This is a genomic window from Mycobacterium sp. 360MFTsu5.1, from assembly GCF_000383495.1.
Taxonomy (GTDB): Bacteria; Actinomycetota; Actinomycetes; order Mycobacteriales; family Mycobacteriaceae; genus Mycobacterium; species Mycobacterium mucogenicum_B.
Genome location: NZ_KB911466.1, coordinates 203,456 through 220,898 on the forward strand (window position 1 = coordinate 203,456; position 17,443 = coordinate 220,898).

Genomic DNA, 17,443 nt, shown 5'->3' on the forward strand with positions numbered 1-17,443 from the left:
CGGGCCGTCATCGGCAAGGCTACTCAGCCGACCCCTTCGAGGGTCTCCACCTCGCTGGTGCCGATGGCCGAGATCGCCTCGGGTGAGCGGCGGCTCAGAAACCAGTACCACGCCAACGCGGCGGCCACCGTCGCGATGAACAGCCACGGGATGACGTTGAGCGGGTACGCCGGAACCGGATACACGTTGGCGTAGAACACATATGCCATCGACACGATGGCCACGGCAGCAGCCGGCCACACCAGCGGAACCCGGGCACCGACCCGGCGCAGGAACACCACGGCGGCGAGCGCTGCCGCCGCGTACGCCACCATGTAGCCATAGGTCCCATAGGTGTCGACCCATGTCACGACGTTCATCGGGTCCACGCCGACCAGATACATCACCACCGGCACGGCGATCACGAGCGGACCGACCGAGATCAGTGCTCGGTGTGGCGTCAGGTGCGTGGGGTGGGTCCGCCCGATCGCCGAGCCGACGACGCCCTCCTTCCCCATCACGTACAGGATTCGGCCGACGACGTTCATGGGTGCGACCACGACGGCGAAAAACGATGCGGCGACGCCGAAGTTGAGGATCGGATTGAACCACGTCGGCATGCCGACCAGGGTGGCGATGTCGTCGAGCGGCTGTGCGGATTTGCCCAGTGCCGGTCCGAGGGCCGCCACCTGCGTGTAGGCCGCGAACACGTACAGCACGCCGACGCCGGCTGCGCTCCACATGATCGCGCGCGGCACCGCGCGGTAGGGGTCCTTGGCCTCGCGGGCCAGGGCGTCCGAGCTGGAGAAGCCGACGAAACCGAGGATCGCCAGCACCATGCCCACCACGACGCCCGATGGCTGCACGCCGGTGAGCTCGAACTGAGCGGCGTCAAAGGCGCGGCCGCCCAGGTGTACCAGGGTGACGACCAGCAGCAACGTGATGATGGATACCGAAACCAGTTCCAGCACAAGGGAAACCCGCGCCGACAGCCGAATGCCGCGAATGGTGAACAGGGTCGCCAGCGCGCCGAGCACCACTGCCAGCACGATCTGTGCCGCAGTGCCGTGTACCGGGATGCCGATCTGGTTGAGCAGAGTCGCGGTGTAGGCGACCGACCCACTCAACGAGCCGGCGGCGATACCGAAGCAGCCGATCAGCAGGCTGACCCCGGTCACGTAGGCGCCGAACGGGCCCAGTGCCGTGGCCGCGTAGCTGTAGAGGGAGCCCGCCGACGAGCGGCGCTTGGCGAACTGCGAGATGCAGTAGCCGACCGACAGGATGACAACGGTCGCCAGCGCGAAGGAGGCCCAGGTGCCGTTGCCTGCCGTCGTGTAGATCGCGGCCGCGGTGAAGGCGATGACCGCACTCGGCGCGATATTCGCGATGGCCTGTGCGGCGAGTTCGCCGCCACCCATGACGCCGCGCCGCAGCCCCGCATCGCCGGTCGCGACGTCGGGGCCCGTCTGAATGTCTTCGGACACTGGGGTTCTCGTTTCTTGTCAGACGGACGGGATGAGGAGCTGGCGCAGTGCGTGGCCCGCGGCGAGATCGGCGAGGGCGGCCGCGGCTTCGTCGAGCGGGCGGCGGCCGGAGATCATCGAAGCGAGGTCGAGATTGCCCGCCATCACCTCGTCGACCAGTGCGGGAATATCGCGCTCGGGTACCGCGGAACCGTAGTTGGAACCGAGGATGCGTTGATCGCCCTCGGCGAGGCTCAGCGGGTCGAAACTCGCGCGCTCGCCCTGTGGGGGCAGGCCGACGATGACGGCGGCGCCGCCGAGGCCGAGTGCGGCGATGGCCTGTTCGGTGGTGACGATCTTGCCGATCGCGTCGAACACGTAGTCGTATCCGTCCGCGACCACGTCTCGCAGCGCCGCCACCACATCGTCGGTGTTCGACGCGTCGACCACGTCGGTGGCGCCGAGCTTGCGTGCCAGATCGAGCTTTTCGGCGACGACGTCGACCGCGACGATGCGCGCGGCACCGGCCAGGCGGGCTCCCTGCACGCAGGCCAGGCCCACGCCGCCGCAGCCGATCACTGCGACCGTCGAACCGGGTTGTACTCCAGCGGTATTGCGCACTGCGCCGACGCCGGTGGCGATCGCGCAGCCCACGATCGCGATGTCTTCCAGTGGCGCGTCCTTGCGTACCTTGACCGCACCGCTGCGCGGGACCACGACCTCTTCGGCGTAGGACGAGACGCCCAAGTAGTGGTGAATCGTGCCGCGCTCGTTGGAGAGCCGCGTAGTGCCGTCGTAAAGCGTTCCGCCGGCAGCCACGACCGACGCGACCAGCGCGCACTGTGCGGGCCGGTCCGCCTGACAGGCGCGGCATTCGCCGCAGCCGGGCACCCAGCTCAGCACGACGTGGTCGCCGGGCTCGAGATCCGTGACGCCGGAGCCGACGGCGGTGACCACTCCGGAGCCTTCGTGGCCGAGCACCACGGGGGCGGGCACCTCCCAGGCGCGCGTGGTGACGTGCAGGTCGGAGTGGCAGACGCCGGCGGCGGCGATCTTGACGCGGACCTCGCCCGGGCCGGGCGCCGCCAGGTCGACGTCTTCGATGGAGATGGCGCCGTTGCCGTCGAACACCGCGGCCCGGATCCGTATCTTGTCGTGCCGGCGGTCGGTTTCAGATGAGGACACCGCGTGCCTTTCTGTGCTTTGGGAGGCATCACCGCGTGTAGGGTTCAATCCCATAAAACGCTGAAGGTGTTTTACCCCACTAAACGAATGGCCGTCAATGGCACGGGAGGGATTGAGTGAGCGACGGCGAGGAGACCGGAATGGGCCGTGCCGGGGCGCGGCTTCGGGAGTTCCGCACCCAGCGCGGGTTGAGTCTCAGTGAGGCCGCGGCCAGGGCCGAGGTGACCAAAGGCTTTCTCAGCCTGGCCGAACGGGGCAGGACCAACGTCTCGGTCCCGGTGCTGATCCGGATCTGCGATGCCTTGGGCATCGGAATCGGCGATCTCTTCGAGTACCCGGCCGCGCCGATCGTGCGCAGCGGCGCGGGAGCGCCCTTGGAGATGGGCGGCCACGACGTCCGCGAGGAACTGCTCACCCCCAAGGCCGAGCGGTACGTCCAGGTGATGCATACCGTGATGCGACCCGGTGGCGGGTCCGGCGGAGCTTATCGGCTCGAGGCCAGAACGATTTTCGTGTACGTGCTCAAGGGTGGGCTCAGCATCACCATCGATGGGCAGACCACGGTGCTGGACACCGGCGACAGCATGACCTTCGGGGCGACCCAACTCCACGATTGGTACAACCCGACCGACGGCGACGCCGAGGTGCTGTGGACGATCGCGCCGCCGGTCGGGGCCGAGGACTTCAGCGCCGCCGTCCGCGGCGGCTGAGGGGCGCGCCCGCAGGTTCAGCCAATGCTGTGACGCGCAGACATGGCTGAGAACTCCTGCGACCCGAGATAGACCCGGAAACGACACTGCGCCCAGGGCCTGCCGCTCTCGCGGGGTACGGCCCTGGGCGCAGGATCAATCAGGTACTACTCGGCAACCTCGACCAGACGGTCCACGCTGACCGGCGTCACCCGGAGGGCGGCCGCGGTGCCGATGTCATAGAACAGCCCGATCACCTCGAGGCTGCCGGCACGGTGCCGGGCCCGCACCAGCGGGTGCGAGGCGAGGGTCTGCGCCTGCAGTGCGACGTTGACCATCGACAGCTGGTCGACGACGCCGAAACCTTCCTCGGCCGCCGCGACGGCCACGGGGTGCCGGCCTTGGTCGAAGGCGCGCAACGTCGCTTCGCCGTGCTCCAGCCAGGTGTGCAGGTGCTCGTCGTGACCCTGGTCGCCGCCCAGCAGCGCGGTCATGGCACCGCAGCTGGAGTGGCCGCACACCACGATCGACCGGACCTCCAGGACCTCGACGGCGAAGGCGATGGCCGCCTCGACCGAGGCGTCGGCGCGTCCCTCCGGGATCAGGTTGCCGACGTTGCGGACCGTCAGCAGGTCACCCGGACCACTGCTGGTGATGACGTTGGGCACGACCCGCGAGTCGACGCAGGTGATGAACAGCGTCTCCGGCTTCTGGGCGTGGGCCAAGTCCTCCATGTGCGGGCGCAGCACGGGTGCGGTGCGGCGGTGGTAGGTCTCCAGGCCCTCCATCACGGAGGAGGTCTGCGGCTGCGACTTCCACGGGACGACACCCGAACGCTTGTCGAACGGCGTGAACGTGCGGGTCGGCGGACCGGCAGTCGCGCTGTGCAGCTCGGCGGTGCCGTGCTCGTGGATTTCGACCGAGCCGCCGCCGGCGATGTGCTGGCGCTTCCACTCGTCGATGGTCTCGTGGGCGGCGTGGTCGATGAAGTCCACCGACAGCTCGACGGTGACGTTCGAACCGGTCGGCACCGCGGCCAGTGCCGAGGTCAGGCGCGGCAGCGACAGGAAGCTGACGGAGCCCTCGATCACGATGCGCCAGTCGTTGCCCGCGATGTGCTCGGTGACGATCTTGGCCCGGATCACGCGCCACACCGTCAGGGCCACCGCCAGGGCGAGGCCGATCAGCACGCCCTCGAGCAGGTTGAGGAAGACGACGCCGAGAACCGTGATCACGTAGACCGCGATATCGCCTGTGCGACGGGCGGTTTCGATGTGCGCCTTCTTGACCAGCTGGCAGCCGATGACGATCAGGAGACCGGCGAGCGCCGACGTCGGGATCAGCTGAGCCAGGCCGGCGAACGGCACCGCGAACAGCAGGATCCAGACACCGTGCAGGATGGCCGAGGCTCGGGTCTTGGCGCCGGCGGCGACGTTGGTCGAGCTGCGGACGATGACGCCGGTGACGGGCAGGCCGCCGACGGCGCCCGAGAGGGTGTTGGCCGCGCCCTGGCCGATCAGCTCACGGTCGAAGTTGGTGCGCGGGCCGTTCTGCATGCGGTCGACCGAGACGGCGGACAGCAGGCTCTCGACGCTGGCGATCAGTGCGACGGTCAGGACACCGGCGACGATGCCGCCCCAGTCACCCGTGGGCAGGGTCGGCAACGACAACGAGTCCAGCAGCGAGCCGTTGATCTGAATGCGCTTGACGTCGAACGGCAGCAGGACCGACAGCGCCGTCACACCGACGATGGCGACGAGCGGGCCGGGGATTCGGTTGATCGGTGCCGGCACCCAGCGCCACGCCACCAAGATGACGATGACGAGCATGCCGAGCAGGAACCCGGCGCCCTGGATGTTCATCAGCTGCGCCGGCAGCTCGTGGATGTTCTCCCACGCGGAGCTGTTGGACTTGCCGCCCAGCAGCACGTGCAGCTGCTGCAGTGCGATGGTGATGCCGATGCCCGCGAGCATGGCGTGCACGACGACCGGCGAGATGGCCAGCGCGGCCCGGGCCACGCGGCTCAGACCGAACAGAATCTGGAGGATGCCGGCGCCGACGGTGATGGCGCATGTCACGCCCCAGCCGAATTGGTCGATGAGTCCGGCGACGATGACGGTCAGGCCGGCGGCCGGTCCGCTCACCTGCAGCGGCGAGCCGCCGAGCGCACCGGCGACGATGCCGCCGACGATGGCGGCGATGATGCCGGCCAGGATGGGGGCGTTGGACGCGACGGCGATGCCGAGCGACAGTGGCAGTGCCACCAGGAATACGACGAGTGACGCGGGCAGGTCGTAGCGCAGTATCGCGCGTAAACCCTTTGCCGGCGGGGCGGTTTCCAGCATGCCTAGGTTTCCGTTCTCCGATTGTTGTCCGATGGACACATGTGCAGATGCGCTGCGCGAGTTTCGGTCCGCACACCCGCCGACACCGTTGTCGATTAAACATGTTGGTGCACAACATGTTTCAGAACTATTTGACGATCGCCGACGATAAGTGGCGTCAATTGCTAAGTGCGAGCGTATTTATCGCCAGACGGGGCCGCAAGGCGAGGAAGGGTTCCCATAGAGAACGCAAATCTTCTTCATGTGCCAGAGGGTTGATCGATTCGCCAACCTGGGATACCGGTTCGAATCGATTCGGTCGGTATGCTCGGGATTGGTGGTCCGACCGGTCAAATTGACTGTATTGCAACGACTCTCGTACATCACATCGGTCCACGTAAGTGACGTGAGTCATATGTAGGGACTAATATTTGAACTCGGTATGAACGCAGTGACAATTTTCTGTGTTCTCAACACAATGGAAGAATGACAACGATGTCGGTACCACCACGAGAGCGTCACCCCCGGGCCGCCGTGCTCGGCCAGCTGCCGCGCATGGAACGGGCCGACGGATCCCCCATCAGGGTGTTGCTGGTCGATGACGAGCCGGCGCTGACCAACCTGGTCAAGATGGCGCTGCACTACGAAGGCTGGGTCGTCGAGGTTGCGCACAACGGCCGCGATGCGGTCGCCAAGTTCGGCGAGATGGAACCGGACATCGTCGTGCTGGACATCATGCTGCCCGACACCGACGGCCTGCAGTTGCTCCAGCGCGTGCGTGCGGCCGAGGGCTACACCCCGACACTCTTCCTCACGGCGCGGGACTCCGTGATGGACCGCGTCACGGGACTGACCGCCGGCGCCGACGACTACATGACCAAGCCGTTCAGCCTCGAAGAGCTGGTGGCCCGGCTGCGTGGACTGCTGCGCCGGTCCAGCCAGCTCGCCCCGGAGTCCGACGAGGTGCTCAAGGTCGGCGACATGGTCCTCAACGGCGCCAGCCGCGAGGTGACCCGCGCCGGTGAGCCGATCTCCCTGACCGTCACCGAGTTCGAACTGCTCCGCTACCTGATGCGTAACCCGCGACGGGCCATCGCCCGCGCGGAGATTCTCGACCGGGTGTGGAACTACGGATTCGGCGGCAAGTCGAGCATCGTCGACCTCTACATCTCGTATCTGCGCAAGAAGATCGACACCGATCGCGAGCCGATGATCCACACGGTGCGTGGCGTGGGCTACATGCTGCGCCCCGCCGACGCGGAGGACTAACCTGCCCGAGGTGACGCGTGTGACCCGGGTACCGACTCGAGTACCTGCCCGTACCCCGGTTCGGGCGCCGTGGTGGCGTCCGCGCACCCTGCGCCGACGCCTCGTGTTCGGCGTCACGTCCCTGGTCACCGTGGTGCTGCTGGCGGTCGGGGTGCTGTCGGTGTACAGCCTGCACAGCTACGTGTCGGCGATGAGCGATGCGGAACTCGAGCGCTCGCTGGACGCCCTCGGCCACTCCTATGACCGGTTGGAGATCAAGCGCGGCGATCCGGCCCACCCGATCGACGCCGGAGAAGACGGCCTGACGGCCTTCGGCGGCCAGGCGCCCGGAAATCTCATCGCGGTGCTGCACAAGGGCGTCGTCGTGCAGTCGGCGGTGTTCCCCGACGGCGAACCGAAGCCCGTCCAGCCCGATGTCGTCAAGGCCGTCAGTGGGCAGCAGTGGACCAACCTCGGGCCGCGGACGGTGAAGCTGCCGCGACTCGGCTGGTACCGCATGGCGGGACAGGACGCCGGTGGCGGTGACGTGCTGGTCTCGGGCGTGTCCATGGAAGACGCCAACAGTGTGGTGGCGCGCAAGACCGTCGCGGTCGCGGTCATGACGCTGCTGGCCATCGCGCTGACCGCGGTCGGCACCATCGCGGTGGTGAACTATGCGCTGCGGCCGCTGAGCCGCGTGGCCTCGACGGCCGCGAAGGTGGCGACCCGCCAGTTCGGCAGCGAGGACCACCGCATCACCGAACGGGTCCGGCCGGAGGACACCGACCCGCGCACCGAGGTCGGCATCGTGGGGGACACGCTCAACAAGCTGCTGGACAACGTCGACAGCGCGCTGGCCGAGCTTGCCGCCTCGCACCGTCGCACGCGGCAGTTCCTCACCGACGCCAGCCACGAGTTGCGGACACCGCTGGCCGCCATCCGCGGCTACGCCGAACTGACCCGCCAGGACAGCGCCGCACTGCCCGAGACCACCGAATACGCGCTGGCCCGTATCGAGGCCGAGGCGCAGCGGATGTCCGGCCTCGTCGAGGACCTGCTGCTGATCTCGCGTCTCGAGGAGCATCAGGACCTCGAGACCGACGACGTCGAGCTGTGCGACGTGGTGATCAATGCCGTCAACGACGCCGCGGTGTCGTCGCCCGCGCACCGCTGGCGCTCGCGTCTGCCCGATGTGCCGGTGTGGGTCCGCGGTGACCCGGCCCGGTTGCATCAGGTGATCGGCAACCTGTTGGCCAACGCGCGTGTCCACACGCCGGCCGGAGTATCGGTCACGACCAGCCTGACACCGGGTCCCGGATATGTGGAATTGACGGTCGCCGATGACGGTCCGGGAATTCCGGAAGAATTGTTGCCGAATTTGTTCGACAGATTTGTGGTCGCCGACAAATCGCGTTCTCGCGTGCTCGGCAGCACGGGGCTGGGCCTGGCGATCGTGTCGACGATCGTCAAAGCGCACGGTGGCCGCGTGAAGGTCGAATCAAACACTGCGGGAACGGTTTTCCGGGTGCGGCTGCCGATGGACCGGGAAGTCGGGGAGTACGTGACGGTGAGTGAGTCGCACAACCCGCACGTATCTGAGTCGACTGTTTGAATTTCGCCTGAATTCGACATGATTCATGCGGATATCCGTATGGGTTCGGCCTGAGAATTCGCTTCTCTCCCTTTTTCGCGACTACCGTCGAAGTTATTGATCCAGCGCTGTCGGCGCTGGATGCGGAAAGGGAAAAACCATGAAGAATTCCACCAAGATCTCGGCCGGAACCGGAATCGTTCTGGCCCTGCTGGTCGCGGCGGCCGCCCCGGCCGCGGCGCGGCCAGTGGTGCCGCCGGCGCCGGGGGAGTCCGCCACGCAGACGATCCACCGGCTGCAGAGCGAGGGCTTCCGGGTCATCGAGTCGCGCGTCGGCAGCGGATCCATCGACGATTGCACCGTCACCGCGGTCCGGCACGGGCGCGAGCTGTCGAGCCAGGAGGGCAAGCTGCGCGGCCAGAACACCACGGTCTACGTCGACCTCGGCTGCAAGTGATTTGCGGCTGACGCTGCGAGGCGTGGTCATTGGGTTCTACGCTGAACGGGTGTTGAGCAGAATCCTGATCGGTGCGGTCGTGGCCGCCGGGGCGATCTCGTTGGTTCCGGGTGTTGCCGCGGCAGCTCCGCCGCCGGAGCCGGTGCCCCCGCCACCGGGACCCGCCGCGCCGAACCTCAACGGATTCAAGCCTGTCACCCCGTCGACCTACGCCAGTAAGGACGGCACGTTCTACATGTTCCAGGCCCCCGGCGGTCTGACGTGCATCATGCGCCGCAACGAAGGCGAGTACGGCTGTAGCGGCCCGATGCCGGGCGCCCCGGAGGGCACCAACGTGGTCGTCGGCCAGCAGGTCGGCGCGCCGGCGTTCAACACCCTGAACGGGCCGAAGTACGTCGGCGAGATGCCGGGCGCGGTGCAGACACTCCCTGGCGGTTCCCGGATCACCTACCGCAACATCACATGCGGGACCGACGGCACCATGACGGCGTGCGTCAACAGCTTCGACCAGTCCGGCTTCGTGGTCAGCCCGTCCGGCAGCTTCATCGTCAACGAGTCGAATCCGTTGCTGGACAGGCCGAAAGACCGCAACCCGTACTTCAACTGACCACCGCGTGGTCGGAGGTCAGAACCCCGCGCCGTGGACTTCGTGCCCGGGCTTCTCGAGCATGAGGCCGGCGTAGGCGTCTTCGACGGTGCAGCCGTGGTTGATCACCCGGTCCACCTCGCGGGCGATCGGCATGCTCAGCCCGTGCGTCTCGGCGAACTCCATGATCACGCTGGCGGCCTTGACGCCCTCGGCGACCTGGTTCATCGAGGCGATGATCTCGTCGACGGTCTTGCCCTGGCCCAGCTGCTCGCCGACGTGCCGGTTGCGGCTGCGTTGGCTGGTACAGGTGACGATCAGGTCGCCCATGCCGGCCAGGCCCGCGAACGTGTCACGGTTGCCGCCCATCGCCACGCCGAGCTTGGACATCTCGGCCACGGCGCGCGCCATGACCATTGCGCGGGTGTTCTCGCCGATGCCCAGGGAGTAGCCCATGCCGACGGAGATGGCGTACACGTTCTTGAGCGCCCCGGCCATCTCGACACCGATCACGTCGTCGGTGGTGTAGGTACGGAAACGCCGGGTGCGGAACAGCCCCGCGAGATTCGCGGCGAGGTGCTGGTCCGGCATCGCGAGGACCGCGGCGGCGGCGTAACCCTCGGCGACCTCGCGGGCGATGTTGGGACCGGCGAGGATACCGGCCGGGTGCCCGGGCAGTACCTCGTCGACGATCTGGCTCATGCGCATGTTGGTGCCCTGCTCCAGGCCCTTGACCAACGACACCACCGGGACCCACGGTCGCAGTTCCTTGGCCAGCTCGCCCAGCACGTTGCGGAACCCGTGCGACGGCACCCCCATCACGATGACGTCGGCGCTGTTGGCCGCCTCGGAGAAGTCGGTGGTCGCCCGCAATGATTCGGGAAGTGCCACCGCGTCGCCCAGATAGCGGCTGTTGCAATGCTTTTCGTTGATGTCGGCCGCGGTCTCCGCGGACCGTACCCACTGCAGCGTCGGGCCCCGGCGCGCGCAGATCGAGGCCACCGTGGTGCCCCAGGACCCGCCACCGAGAACGACGACGGTCGGTACGCGCTGCGCTGATGCCATGGCGACAGGTTATGTCGCGTGGGCGAGCGGAGTGACGGGATTCGAGGAGTGTCCGGTCGGTGGTGCGAATTGAAGGTTGTGTCGGTTGGTGCCCGCGAGCTGTGCGACGATCGAAGGAGCGATCGCCGAGGGGGTGCGGCAGTAGTGACGGTGACGGTGTCACGCGTGCGGGCGGCCAAGCCCGCGACGATGCTCGACGCCGCCGATGACGTACGGGCCACGTCTGCCGCGTTGGAGATCGTCATCGGCGTCGAACGCGGCCAGCTGGCCAACTTGAAAGCGAACTGGCATGGTGCGGCGGCAGATGCCGCGGCCGCCAAGGCGCGACAGCTGATCGACGACCAGGAGGCCTACCGCTCCCGGTTGGACAAGCTGGCGAAGGCACTGACCGAAGGGGGTCAGCAGCTCGGCGCGGTGCGCACGACGCTACTCGAATTGGTCGACACCGCAATGAAATTCGGTTTCGGTGTGTCCGACGACGGCGTCGTGACGCCGCAGCAGTGGCTGATCGGGCAGCTGTCGCAGCTGAAGGAATGGGCCGCGGGGATGACCACGGCGATCCAGGGCCTGCTGCAGACCTTCGACGTCGCCGATGCGGCAGCGGCCGCGGCGATCGACGCGGCCGCCACCGGCCCCAAGCCCGGCCCGCAGGTCACCGTCGACGGGCAGCCGATCCAGATTCCGTCCCCGGACACCAAGCCAGAGGACGTCGCCAAGTGGTGGAGCTCGCTGACCCCCGAACAGCGCCAGGCGTTGATCGCGCGTCACCCGCCGGAGTTGGGCAATCTCAACGGCATCGGTGCGACGGTCCGCGACCAGGTCAACCAGCAGGTCATGAATGACGACCTCAACCGTGTTCGAGATGTCGCGAACCGCAACCACGTCTCCGAGGACGACGTGCTCAAGGACCCGGCGCGCTACGGCCTCACCCAGACCGATGCCACGCGGTTCTACAACGCCAGGCGGACCAGCGAGGGGCTGGCACACCAGCGGGGCGACGACCCGAAGACGCCGCGGCCGGTCATGCTGTGGGGCTACCAGCCCGAGGCGGACAACGGCCAGGGGCGGGCGGCGATCTGCATCGGCAATCCCGACACCGCCACCAACACGACGGTGATCGTGCCCGGCACCGGCAGCAGTGTGCGTGACGGCTGGCTCGCCGACGGCCACGACGACGCGATCAAGATGTACGAGCAGGCCGCGCGGGCCGATCCCGGTCGCTCGACCGCGGTGATGATGTGGATGGGTTACGACGCGCCCGACGCTTTCTCCGACCCCCGCATCGCCAACCCCACACTGGCCCGGCAGGGCGGTGACCTGTTGGCCGCCGACGTAAACGGTTTGTCGGCAACGCATCTGGGCACGTCGCACGTGACGGTGATCGGCCACTCCTACGGGTCGACCACCGTCGCCGACGCCTGCGCGGGCAGCGGGATGAGGGCCAACGACGTCGTCCTCATCGGTAGTCCGGGAACCGATCTCGCCAAGAGCGCGGCCGACTTTCACGTCAACGGCGGCCAGGTGTACGTGGGGGCGGCGTCGACCGACCCCGTCACCTGGCTGGGTTCGCCCGGGCCCGCCGCGGCGCAGTGGATCAATTCCGAACTCGGATATCCCGTCGGGCCCGTCGCCGGTCTGGGCTCCGACCCGGCGGCAGATGGTTTCGGCGCCACCAGGTTCCGTGCCGAGGTCGCCGGGCAGGAGAGCTGGGCGTTCGGTGACCATTCGCGCTACTACGACATGGGTAGCGAGTCGCTGCGCGCGATGACCGACATCGCCAGTGGCCACTCGGAGAGACTGGCGACCGACGGGCTGCTGGCGGCCGAGCGCGACAAGCCCGTCATCTCGACCCCGGACCACATCGACCTGCCATTCGGCATCGACCTACCGGTGCCGCACGTGGACATCCCGGTTCCCGGTGTGCCCGCGATCGACGACCCGGAGGCAGACCGTCCCGGCAACACAGTGACGAGGGACCATGATTACAAGTAGTCGATGCCGCACAGTCGTTGCGGCAGCCCTGTGTTCGGTGATGTTAGGAGGATGTGGCGTGATTCCCTTGCCGCACTTCGGTTCTGGTCACAGTGCCGACAAGCAGTCCAACTCGATGACGCCCGACCAGGCCATGGCGCAGGTCGTCGGCACCGGCCGGCAGCTCCGGAAAGTGGCCCGGCTGGAAGACGTCTCGGGCGGCGGTCACTTCCAGTCCTGTGACGACGTCGGGTCGCCGCCGTACCGGGGTTACCTGGAGATGAGTTCGGTGCTGCCGCCCGGCGTCACGGCGGACGCGTACGCCCGGCAGGTCGCCGACGCCATGATCGCCGCCGGGTGGAGCGAGGGTGCTCCACCCGGAAAGACGTTGTACGGCACCGTGATCCACCAGGGTGGCGTCATGGTGGTGATGGGCGGCGTGGCGCGTGCCCCCAGCCGCCTGGCCATCACGATCTACGGCGAGTGCCGCGACATGACCAACCACCGCGACGACGGTGGCACCGTCGGCCGCGACCTCACCGACCAGTTGAACAACGACTCGTGAGCGCTACCGGTAGTTGACGAACTGCAGCGCCACGTCCAGGTCGGCGCCCTTCAGCAGGGCGATGACGGCCTGCAGGTCGTCGCGCTTCTTGCTGGACACCCGGATCTCGTCGCCCTGAATCTGCGCCTTGACGCCCTTGGGGCCCTCGTCTCGGATGATCTTGGTGATCTTCTTGGCCTGCTCGCTGCTGATGCCCTGCTGCAGCGTGCCCGACACCCGGTAGGTCTTGCCACTGGGCTGCGGATCGCCGGCGTCGAACGCCTTCATCGAGATGTCGCGCCGGACCAGCTTCTCCTTGAACACGTCGACCGCGGCCTTCACGCGCTCCTCGGTCGAGGAGACCAGTTCGATGACCTCATCGCCCTTCCAGGCGATGGTGGTGTCGGTGCCGCGGAAGTCGAAGCGGGTGGACAGTTCTTTGGCGGCCTGGTTGAGGGCGTTGTCGACCTCCTGTCGGTCGACCTTGCTGACGATGTCGAACGATGAATCCGCCATTGGATTGCCCTCCGTATCTGCGCCCCTGGTCGGGGTCCCGTTTTCGTGTTCGGTACATCTTCGTTGTACTCTGCTACTCGCGCCAAACCCGGTACCCCCGGACGGCGACAACCCGGCAGGTTGCCCGAGCGGCCAATGGGAGCGGACTGTAAATCCGTCGGCGGAAGCCTACACAGGTTCGAATCCTGTACCTGCCACACTGATCAGGCCCCCTTTCGAGGGGGCCTGACGTGTTTCTGCGGTCGATGCCCGCACACTGAGCTGACGGCGAACGAGGTATCGCGTATGCGGATCGTGTCTCCGGACTTTCCTTTCACCCGTCCACGTGTGCGCGGACTGCGAGACGCAGCGTGTCTTGTCTGTGGTTGGAAGAGCGGCGGCGTGCGTAGATGGACCCAGGAGGCCGCTCATTCGTTTTCGAGATCGCGTTGGCAGGCGTCCGACAGGATTTCGGCATGGGAACCGCAAGGGATGTCACCTGCGGCCTTGCCCATCAATTTGCGGTGGATACGGGTGGCTGTTTGCTTACGATGTCGCAGTGGCAGACCTCGACGTAGTGATTTTCACATTCACTGATACCGAGGCGACGGCAGTTGAATCACTGCTGGCTTCCTACTTCGAACCGGGTACGGATGGCTCAACTCCGTGGAAGGTGCGCTACGGCAGCCGTGTGATCACCCGCGCCCTTCCTGGCGGGAGAGTGGTTCAACTCGAGCACAGGCCTTTACGTGCGCAAGGCAATGTGACCGCTGCAGCGGAATTGGCGAGAGCCGCGTACAGCGGGCTTGGGGCGCGCGACAAATTGGCAGATTGGTACATCTTTTACGGTTGTTGTGGGGCTATCGATTCGAAATTCGTCGGCGAGGTATTTCGTGTATCGCGTGTCGCATATCTATCGCTGGGATCTGTGACGAACGGCACTGCCCCCGTTGGGGGATCAGTCGCGAGCATTCCAGCCGAGCAGGTGATGCCGGCATCGGAAGAGACAAGCTGTAACGCGGTGAATGAGTCTGTGAGGCTGAAAAACAAGTGGATCGTACGAACTGATCCGGGCGATCAGCCACCGCTAAGCTCTATCGCGCTTCCCGCTGGGTCAGTGAGCGCTGCCGGCCCTTTGATGTTTCTTGACATCAGAGAGGCATTCGTCTTGGCCACCGACAAGGTGATCAAGATTCCACCGGCGGCTGTGCCGCCCACGTCAAGCTGGAGCGATGCCAGCGGGCACGTCTATCAACAGGGCGAATGGAGTTACGGACAGGCGCTCGCACATTGCAAGGATGAGATCTCGGGCCCGATTCTGATTGACATGGAGACGTTCGGCATTGCCTCCACGATGCGTGCGATGGGTCTTGACGAGCGAGTCTTGGTTCTTCGCGTCGTGACGGACGCCTTGATCAACAAGGCCGGGCAACCAGATGGACACCAACTTGAGATGCTGCAGAAACGGTTGCCGCAGCTCGACGAGGTTTTGGCCACTATCATGGGACTTGCTGATGACGCCAAGTAGCACGCCGGGTAGGCCGCCTCGTCGGCCCTACGCCGACCACGACTATCTGCCGAGTGAGTATCTCGACCCGGTGGAGGAATGGCGCACGTTAGCTCCACTTTTGTCGATGGCGGCCGCCGATCTGAAAAATCAACTAGATCGACTCGATCGATTTTCGCTACCACTTTTGCCGGGCGGCGATTCCGATGATTCTGGTATTCGAACGAACCCAGTTACGACTGCGAAGCTGTTCCTCGATCAACTTCGCTCAGATTTTCGGCGTGTCGCTGCACCGAAGATCGACTTGTCTGTCGTCGATCGTTTACGGCAGACGAGCGAGTGGCGGCTTGCACTAGAACGCCACGAAACCCGGTACCCCGGCTCACTCGCGACGCTAGATCCCGGTTCCATAGCGATTCTCGCCGTCGGGCGCCATCTCGCGTACGAACGCGAGGACGCTGATCTTGCGGCGGAGCTGAAACCTTGGCTTGCAGCAGCAAGCGATTCGGACAGGGTGGAGTGGTTTGAGTCGACTTTGGGTCCTGTTGTTGGACCACTTGTCTTTCTCGCGCTGAGTCACACGCCTGACGCAGCGCCGGATCGACTGCCATCGTGGGCAAGCGCAGTCGGTGAGGATTGGTGCAGAGTTTTTCTAGTTGCCGGGGCCAGCGAACTACGGATGAGTCACCGCCTGCCGGTTATGCAAACGTTCAAGGAAATGACCCTGCTGGAGCTCTCGGAGTTCGTGAAGCAGTTCGAGGAGACCTTCAATGTCACCGCCGCCGCTCCGGTCGCCGTTGCCGCCGCTGGTGCTGCTCCCGCCGCCGCTGAGGCCGGCGAAGAGCAGTCCGAGTTCGACGTCATCCTCGAGGGTGCCGGCGACAAGAAGATCGGCGTCATCAAGGTCGTCCGCGAGATCGTTTCGGGCCTGGGCCTGAAGGAAGCCAAGGACCTGGTCGACGGCGCCCCCAAGCCGCTGCTGGAGAAGGTCTCGAAGGAGGCCGCTGACGATGTGAAGGCAAAGCTCGAGGCCGCCGGAGCGACGGTCGTAGTCAAGTAGCGGAACTGTCTGGTGCCCGGCGAGGTCTCGATGCGATTGCTTATGCGTTCGCGGCCAAGTCTGAGGCAGACAATTTTGCAATGAACCGCGCACTGTCCGCGCGATGTGAGTTCACGGGGGGCTTCGTCGTAGAGCTCGATCAGGAGAGCTCCGGAGTTGAGGCCGTCAGCACTTGGTTCTGCAAGGACGTGAACGCTCGACCGAATGCCAGAGTCAGAACGGGCTACTAGGTGTAGGGCGCAACTCGCCAACGGTTAGCCGGCAATCTCCCGAGGCTTTGTGAACTCGAGGCGGTCGTTAGGATCCGACGCATGGTCGAGTCGTCTTCTGATCATGCCGTCGTCCTCGACGTCGAGGGCTCCGGCGTGCAACCACCGGTCGACCCGAAGATTCGCATGCAGTTCGCCCTGCTCGAACGATTCGCCCCGCCCATCGGATCCCGGTGGGCCACCGAGCTGTGGTGTACCCCGCCGATCATCGAGCAGAGCCTGCGCATGCCGCCCGGTGTCCAGCCCGGCACACCGCTGGAAGCGCACTGGGACGGGCACCGCATCGCCGGGGAATCCTGGGGCGACGGGCCGCCGGTGTACCTCGTGCACGGCTGGGGCGGGCGCCGTCCGCACCTGGGCATGTTCATCAAACCTTTGGTGACCGCCGGCTACCGGGTGATCGCCTTCGACCTGCCCAGCCACAACGAGTCCGACCCGGGCGCGCTCGCGCCGGGACGCACCACCGCCATCGAATGTGCCGACGCCGTCGCGGCCGTCATCCGCGAGCACGGGCCGGCGCACGCGGTCGTCGCCCACTCGCTCGGCGCCAACGCGACCACCATGGCCGCCGCGGTGAACGGCGCCAAAGTCGGCCGGTTGGTGCTGCTCGCGCCGATGGGCGACTACCCGATGTACCTGGACCTGTTCGCCGCCCGCCACAACTTCGGCCCCCGGATCCGGGCGGGCCTGCAGCGCCGGCTGGTCCGCCGGATCGGGATGTCGCTGGAAGAGACCAACATGGTCAACCTCGCGGCGCGGGCAGGCCACCCGCCGCTGCTGCTCATCCACGACCCCGACGATCCCGACAGCCCGTACTCGTCGAGCGAGAAGCTCGCCGCGTCGTGGCCCGGCTCCGAGCTGCTCACCACCAAGGGCCTCGGAAAGCTGGCGCACTACCGGATGTTGCGGCATCGCCCGGCGATCAACGCCGGCATCGAGTTCATCGGCAGCCCGGCCTAGTTCGCGCAGGCCGAGCGTGGGGGATGACGCGGAGATCCGGCCGGATTTCC

Annotated in this window: 15 protein-coding genes and 1 tRNA gene; 11 read left to right on the forward strand and 5 right to left on the reverse strand. The window is 66.4% G+C overall.

What is annotated here, in order from left to right:
* Positions 1–23: 23 nt before the first annotated feature.
* Both H289_RS0113235 and H289_RS0113240 read right to left on the reverse strand, forming a co-directional pair.
* Positions 24–1,463, reverse strand: a complete 1,440-nt coding sequence (locus tag H289_RS0113235; RefSeq protein WP_020101281.1) for an APC family permease — start codon at positions 1,461–1,463, stop codon at positions 24–26.
* A gap of 18 nt (positions 1,464–1,481) precedes the next feature.
* Positions 1,482–2,627, reverse strand: a complete 1,146-nt coding sequence (locus H289_RS0113240; RefSeq protein WP_081633402.1) for a Zn-dependent alcohol dehydrogenase — start codon at positions 2,625–2,627, stop codon at positions 1,482–1,484.
* 116 nt (positions 2,628–2,743) lie between these two features.
* Between H289_RS0113240 and H289_RS0113245 the strand changes: the two genes are divergently transcribed.
* Complete coding sequence (locus H289_RS0113245; protein ID WP_020101283.1) at positions 2,744–3,337, forward strand: helix-turn-helix domain-containing protein; 594 nt, start codon at positions 2,744–2,746, stop codon at positions 3,335–3,337.
* Between the two features lie 146 nt (positions 3,338–3,483).
* On the opposite strand, the gene H289_RS0113250 is transcribed toward H289_RS0113245, so the two are convergent.
* On the reverse strand, positions 3,484–5,661 hold the full coding sequence (locus H289_RS0113250; protein WP_020101284.1) for a SulP family inorganic anion transporter: 2,178 nt from the start codon (positions 5,659–5,661) through the stop codon (positions 3,484–3,486).
* 465 nt (positions 5,662–6,126) lie between these two features.
* Here H289_RS0113250 and H289_RS0113255 point away from each other — a divergent pair, with 465 nt between their 5' ends.
* The 4 genes from H289_RS0113255 (at position 6,127) to H289_RS0113270 (ending at position 9,543) form a co-directional block, all read left to right on the forward strand.
* Positions 6,127–6,909: a response regulator transcription factor gene (locus tag H289_RS0113255; RefSeq protein WP_029105185.1), complete on the forward strand. Its 783-nt coding sequence runs from the start codon at positions 6,127–6,129 to the stop codon at positions 6,907–6,909.
* A 19-nt stretch (positions 6,910–6,928) separates the two neighbouring features.
* A complete protein-coding gene (locus H289_RS30460; RefSeq protein WP_051128479.1) occupies positions 6,929–8,500 on the forward strand; it encodes a sensor histidine kinase in 1,572 nt (523 codons plus the stop codon).
* A 139-nt stretch (positions 8,501–8,639) separates the two neighbouring features.
* Positions 8,640–8,936 (forward strand): hypothetical protein, encoded by a 297-nt coding sequence (locus H289_RS30465; RefSeq protein WP_020101287.1) that lies wholly within the window; start codon positions 8,640–8,642, stop codon positions 8,934–8,936.
* Positions 8,937–8,985: 49 nt separating this feature from the next.
* A complete protein-coding gene (locus H289_RS0113270) occupies positions 8,986–9,543 on the forward strand; it encodes a hypothetical protein (protein ID WP_155944126.1) in 558 nt (185 codons plus the stop codon).
* Between the two features lie 18 nt (positions 9,544–9,561).
* Here the strand turns inward: H289_RS0113270 and H289_RS0113275 are convergent, their stop codons facing one another.
* A complete protein-coding gene (locus H289_RS0113275; RefSeq protein ID WP_020101289.1) occupies positions 9,562–10,587 on the reverse strand; it encodes an NAD(P)H-dependent glycerol-3-phosphate dehydrogenase in 1,026 nt (341 codons plus the stop codon).
* A 144-nt stretch (positions 10,588–10,731) separates the two neighbouring features.
* Here H289_RS0113275 and H289_RS0113280 point away from each other — a divergent pair, with 144 nt between their 5' ends.
* Complete coding sequence (locus H289_RS0113280; RefSeq protein WP_020101290.1) at positions 10,732–12,579, forward strand: alpha/beta hydrolase; 1,848 nt, start codon at positions 10,732–10,734, stop codon at positions 12,577–12,579.
* 58 nt (positions 12,580–12,637) lie between these two features.
* Entirely contained in the window at positions 12,638–13,123 is a 486-nt protein-coding gene (locus H289_RS0113285; protein ID WP_020101291.1) for a lipoprotein LppJ family protein, read from the forward strand.
* A 3-nt stretch (positions 13,124–13,126) separates the two neighbouring features.
* Here H289_RS0113285 and H289_RS0113290 read toward each other — a convergent pair whose 3' ends face one another.
* Positions 13,127–13,618, reverse strand: coding sequence for a YajQ family cyclic di-GMP-binding protein (locus H289_RS0113290; protein ID WP_020101292.1), 492 nt, complete (start codon positions 13,616–13,618; stop codon positions 13,127–13,129).
* A gap of 114 nt (positions 13,619–13,732) precedes the next feature.
* On the opposite strand from H289_RS0113290, the gene H289_RS0113295 reads away from it, so the two are divergent.
* From H289_RS0113295 to H289_RS0113310, 4 genes are all read left to right on the forward strand, one after another.
* A tRNA-Tyr gene (locus H289_RS0113295) sits at positions 13,733–13,815 on the forward strand.
* A 341-nt stretch (positions 13,816–14,156) separates the two neighbouring features.
* Positions 14,157–15,125 (forward strand): hypothetical protein, encoded by a 969-nt coding sequence (locus H289_RS33010; RefSeq protein WP_155944127.1) that lies wholly within the window; start codon positions 14,157–14,159, stop codon positions 15,123–15,125.
* A 658-nt stretch (positions 15,126–15,783) separates the two neighbouring features.
* Entirely contained in the window at positions 15,784–16,164 is a 381-nt protein-coding gene (rplL, locus tag H289_RS0113305; RefSeq protein ID WP_036420492.1) for a 50S ribosomal protein L7/L12, read from the forward strand.
* A 311-nt stretch (positions 16,165–16,475) separates the two neighbouring features.
* Positions 16,476–17,393 (forward strand): alpha/beta fold hydrolase, encoded by a 918-nt coding sequence (locus tag H289_RS0113310; protein ID WP_020101295.1) that lies wholly within the window; start codon positions 16,476–16,478, stop codon positions 17,391–17,393.
* Positions 17,394–17,443: the final 50 nt, after the last annotated feature.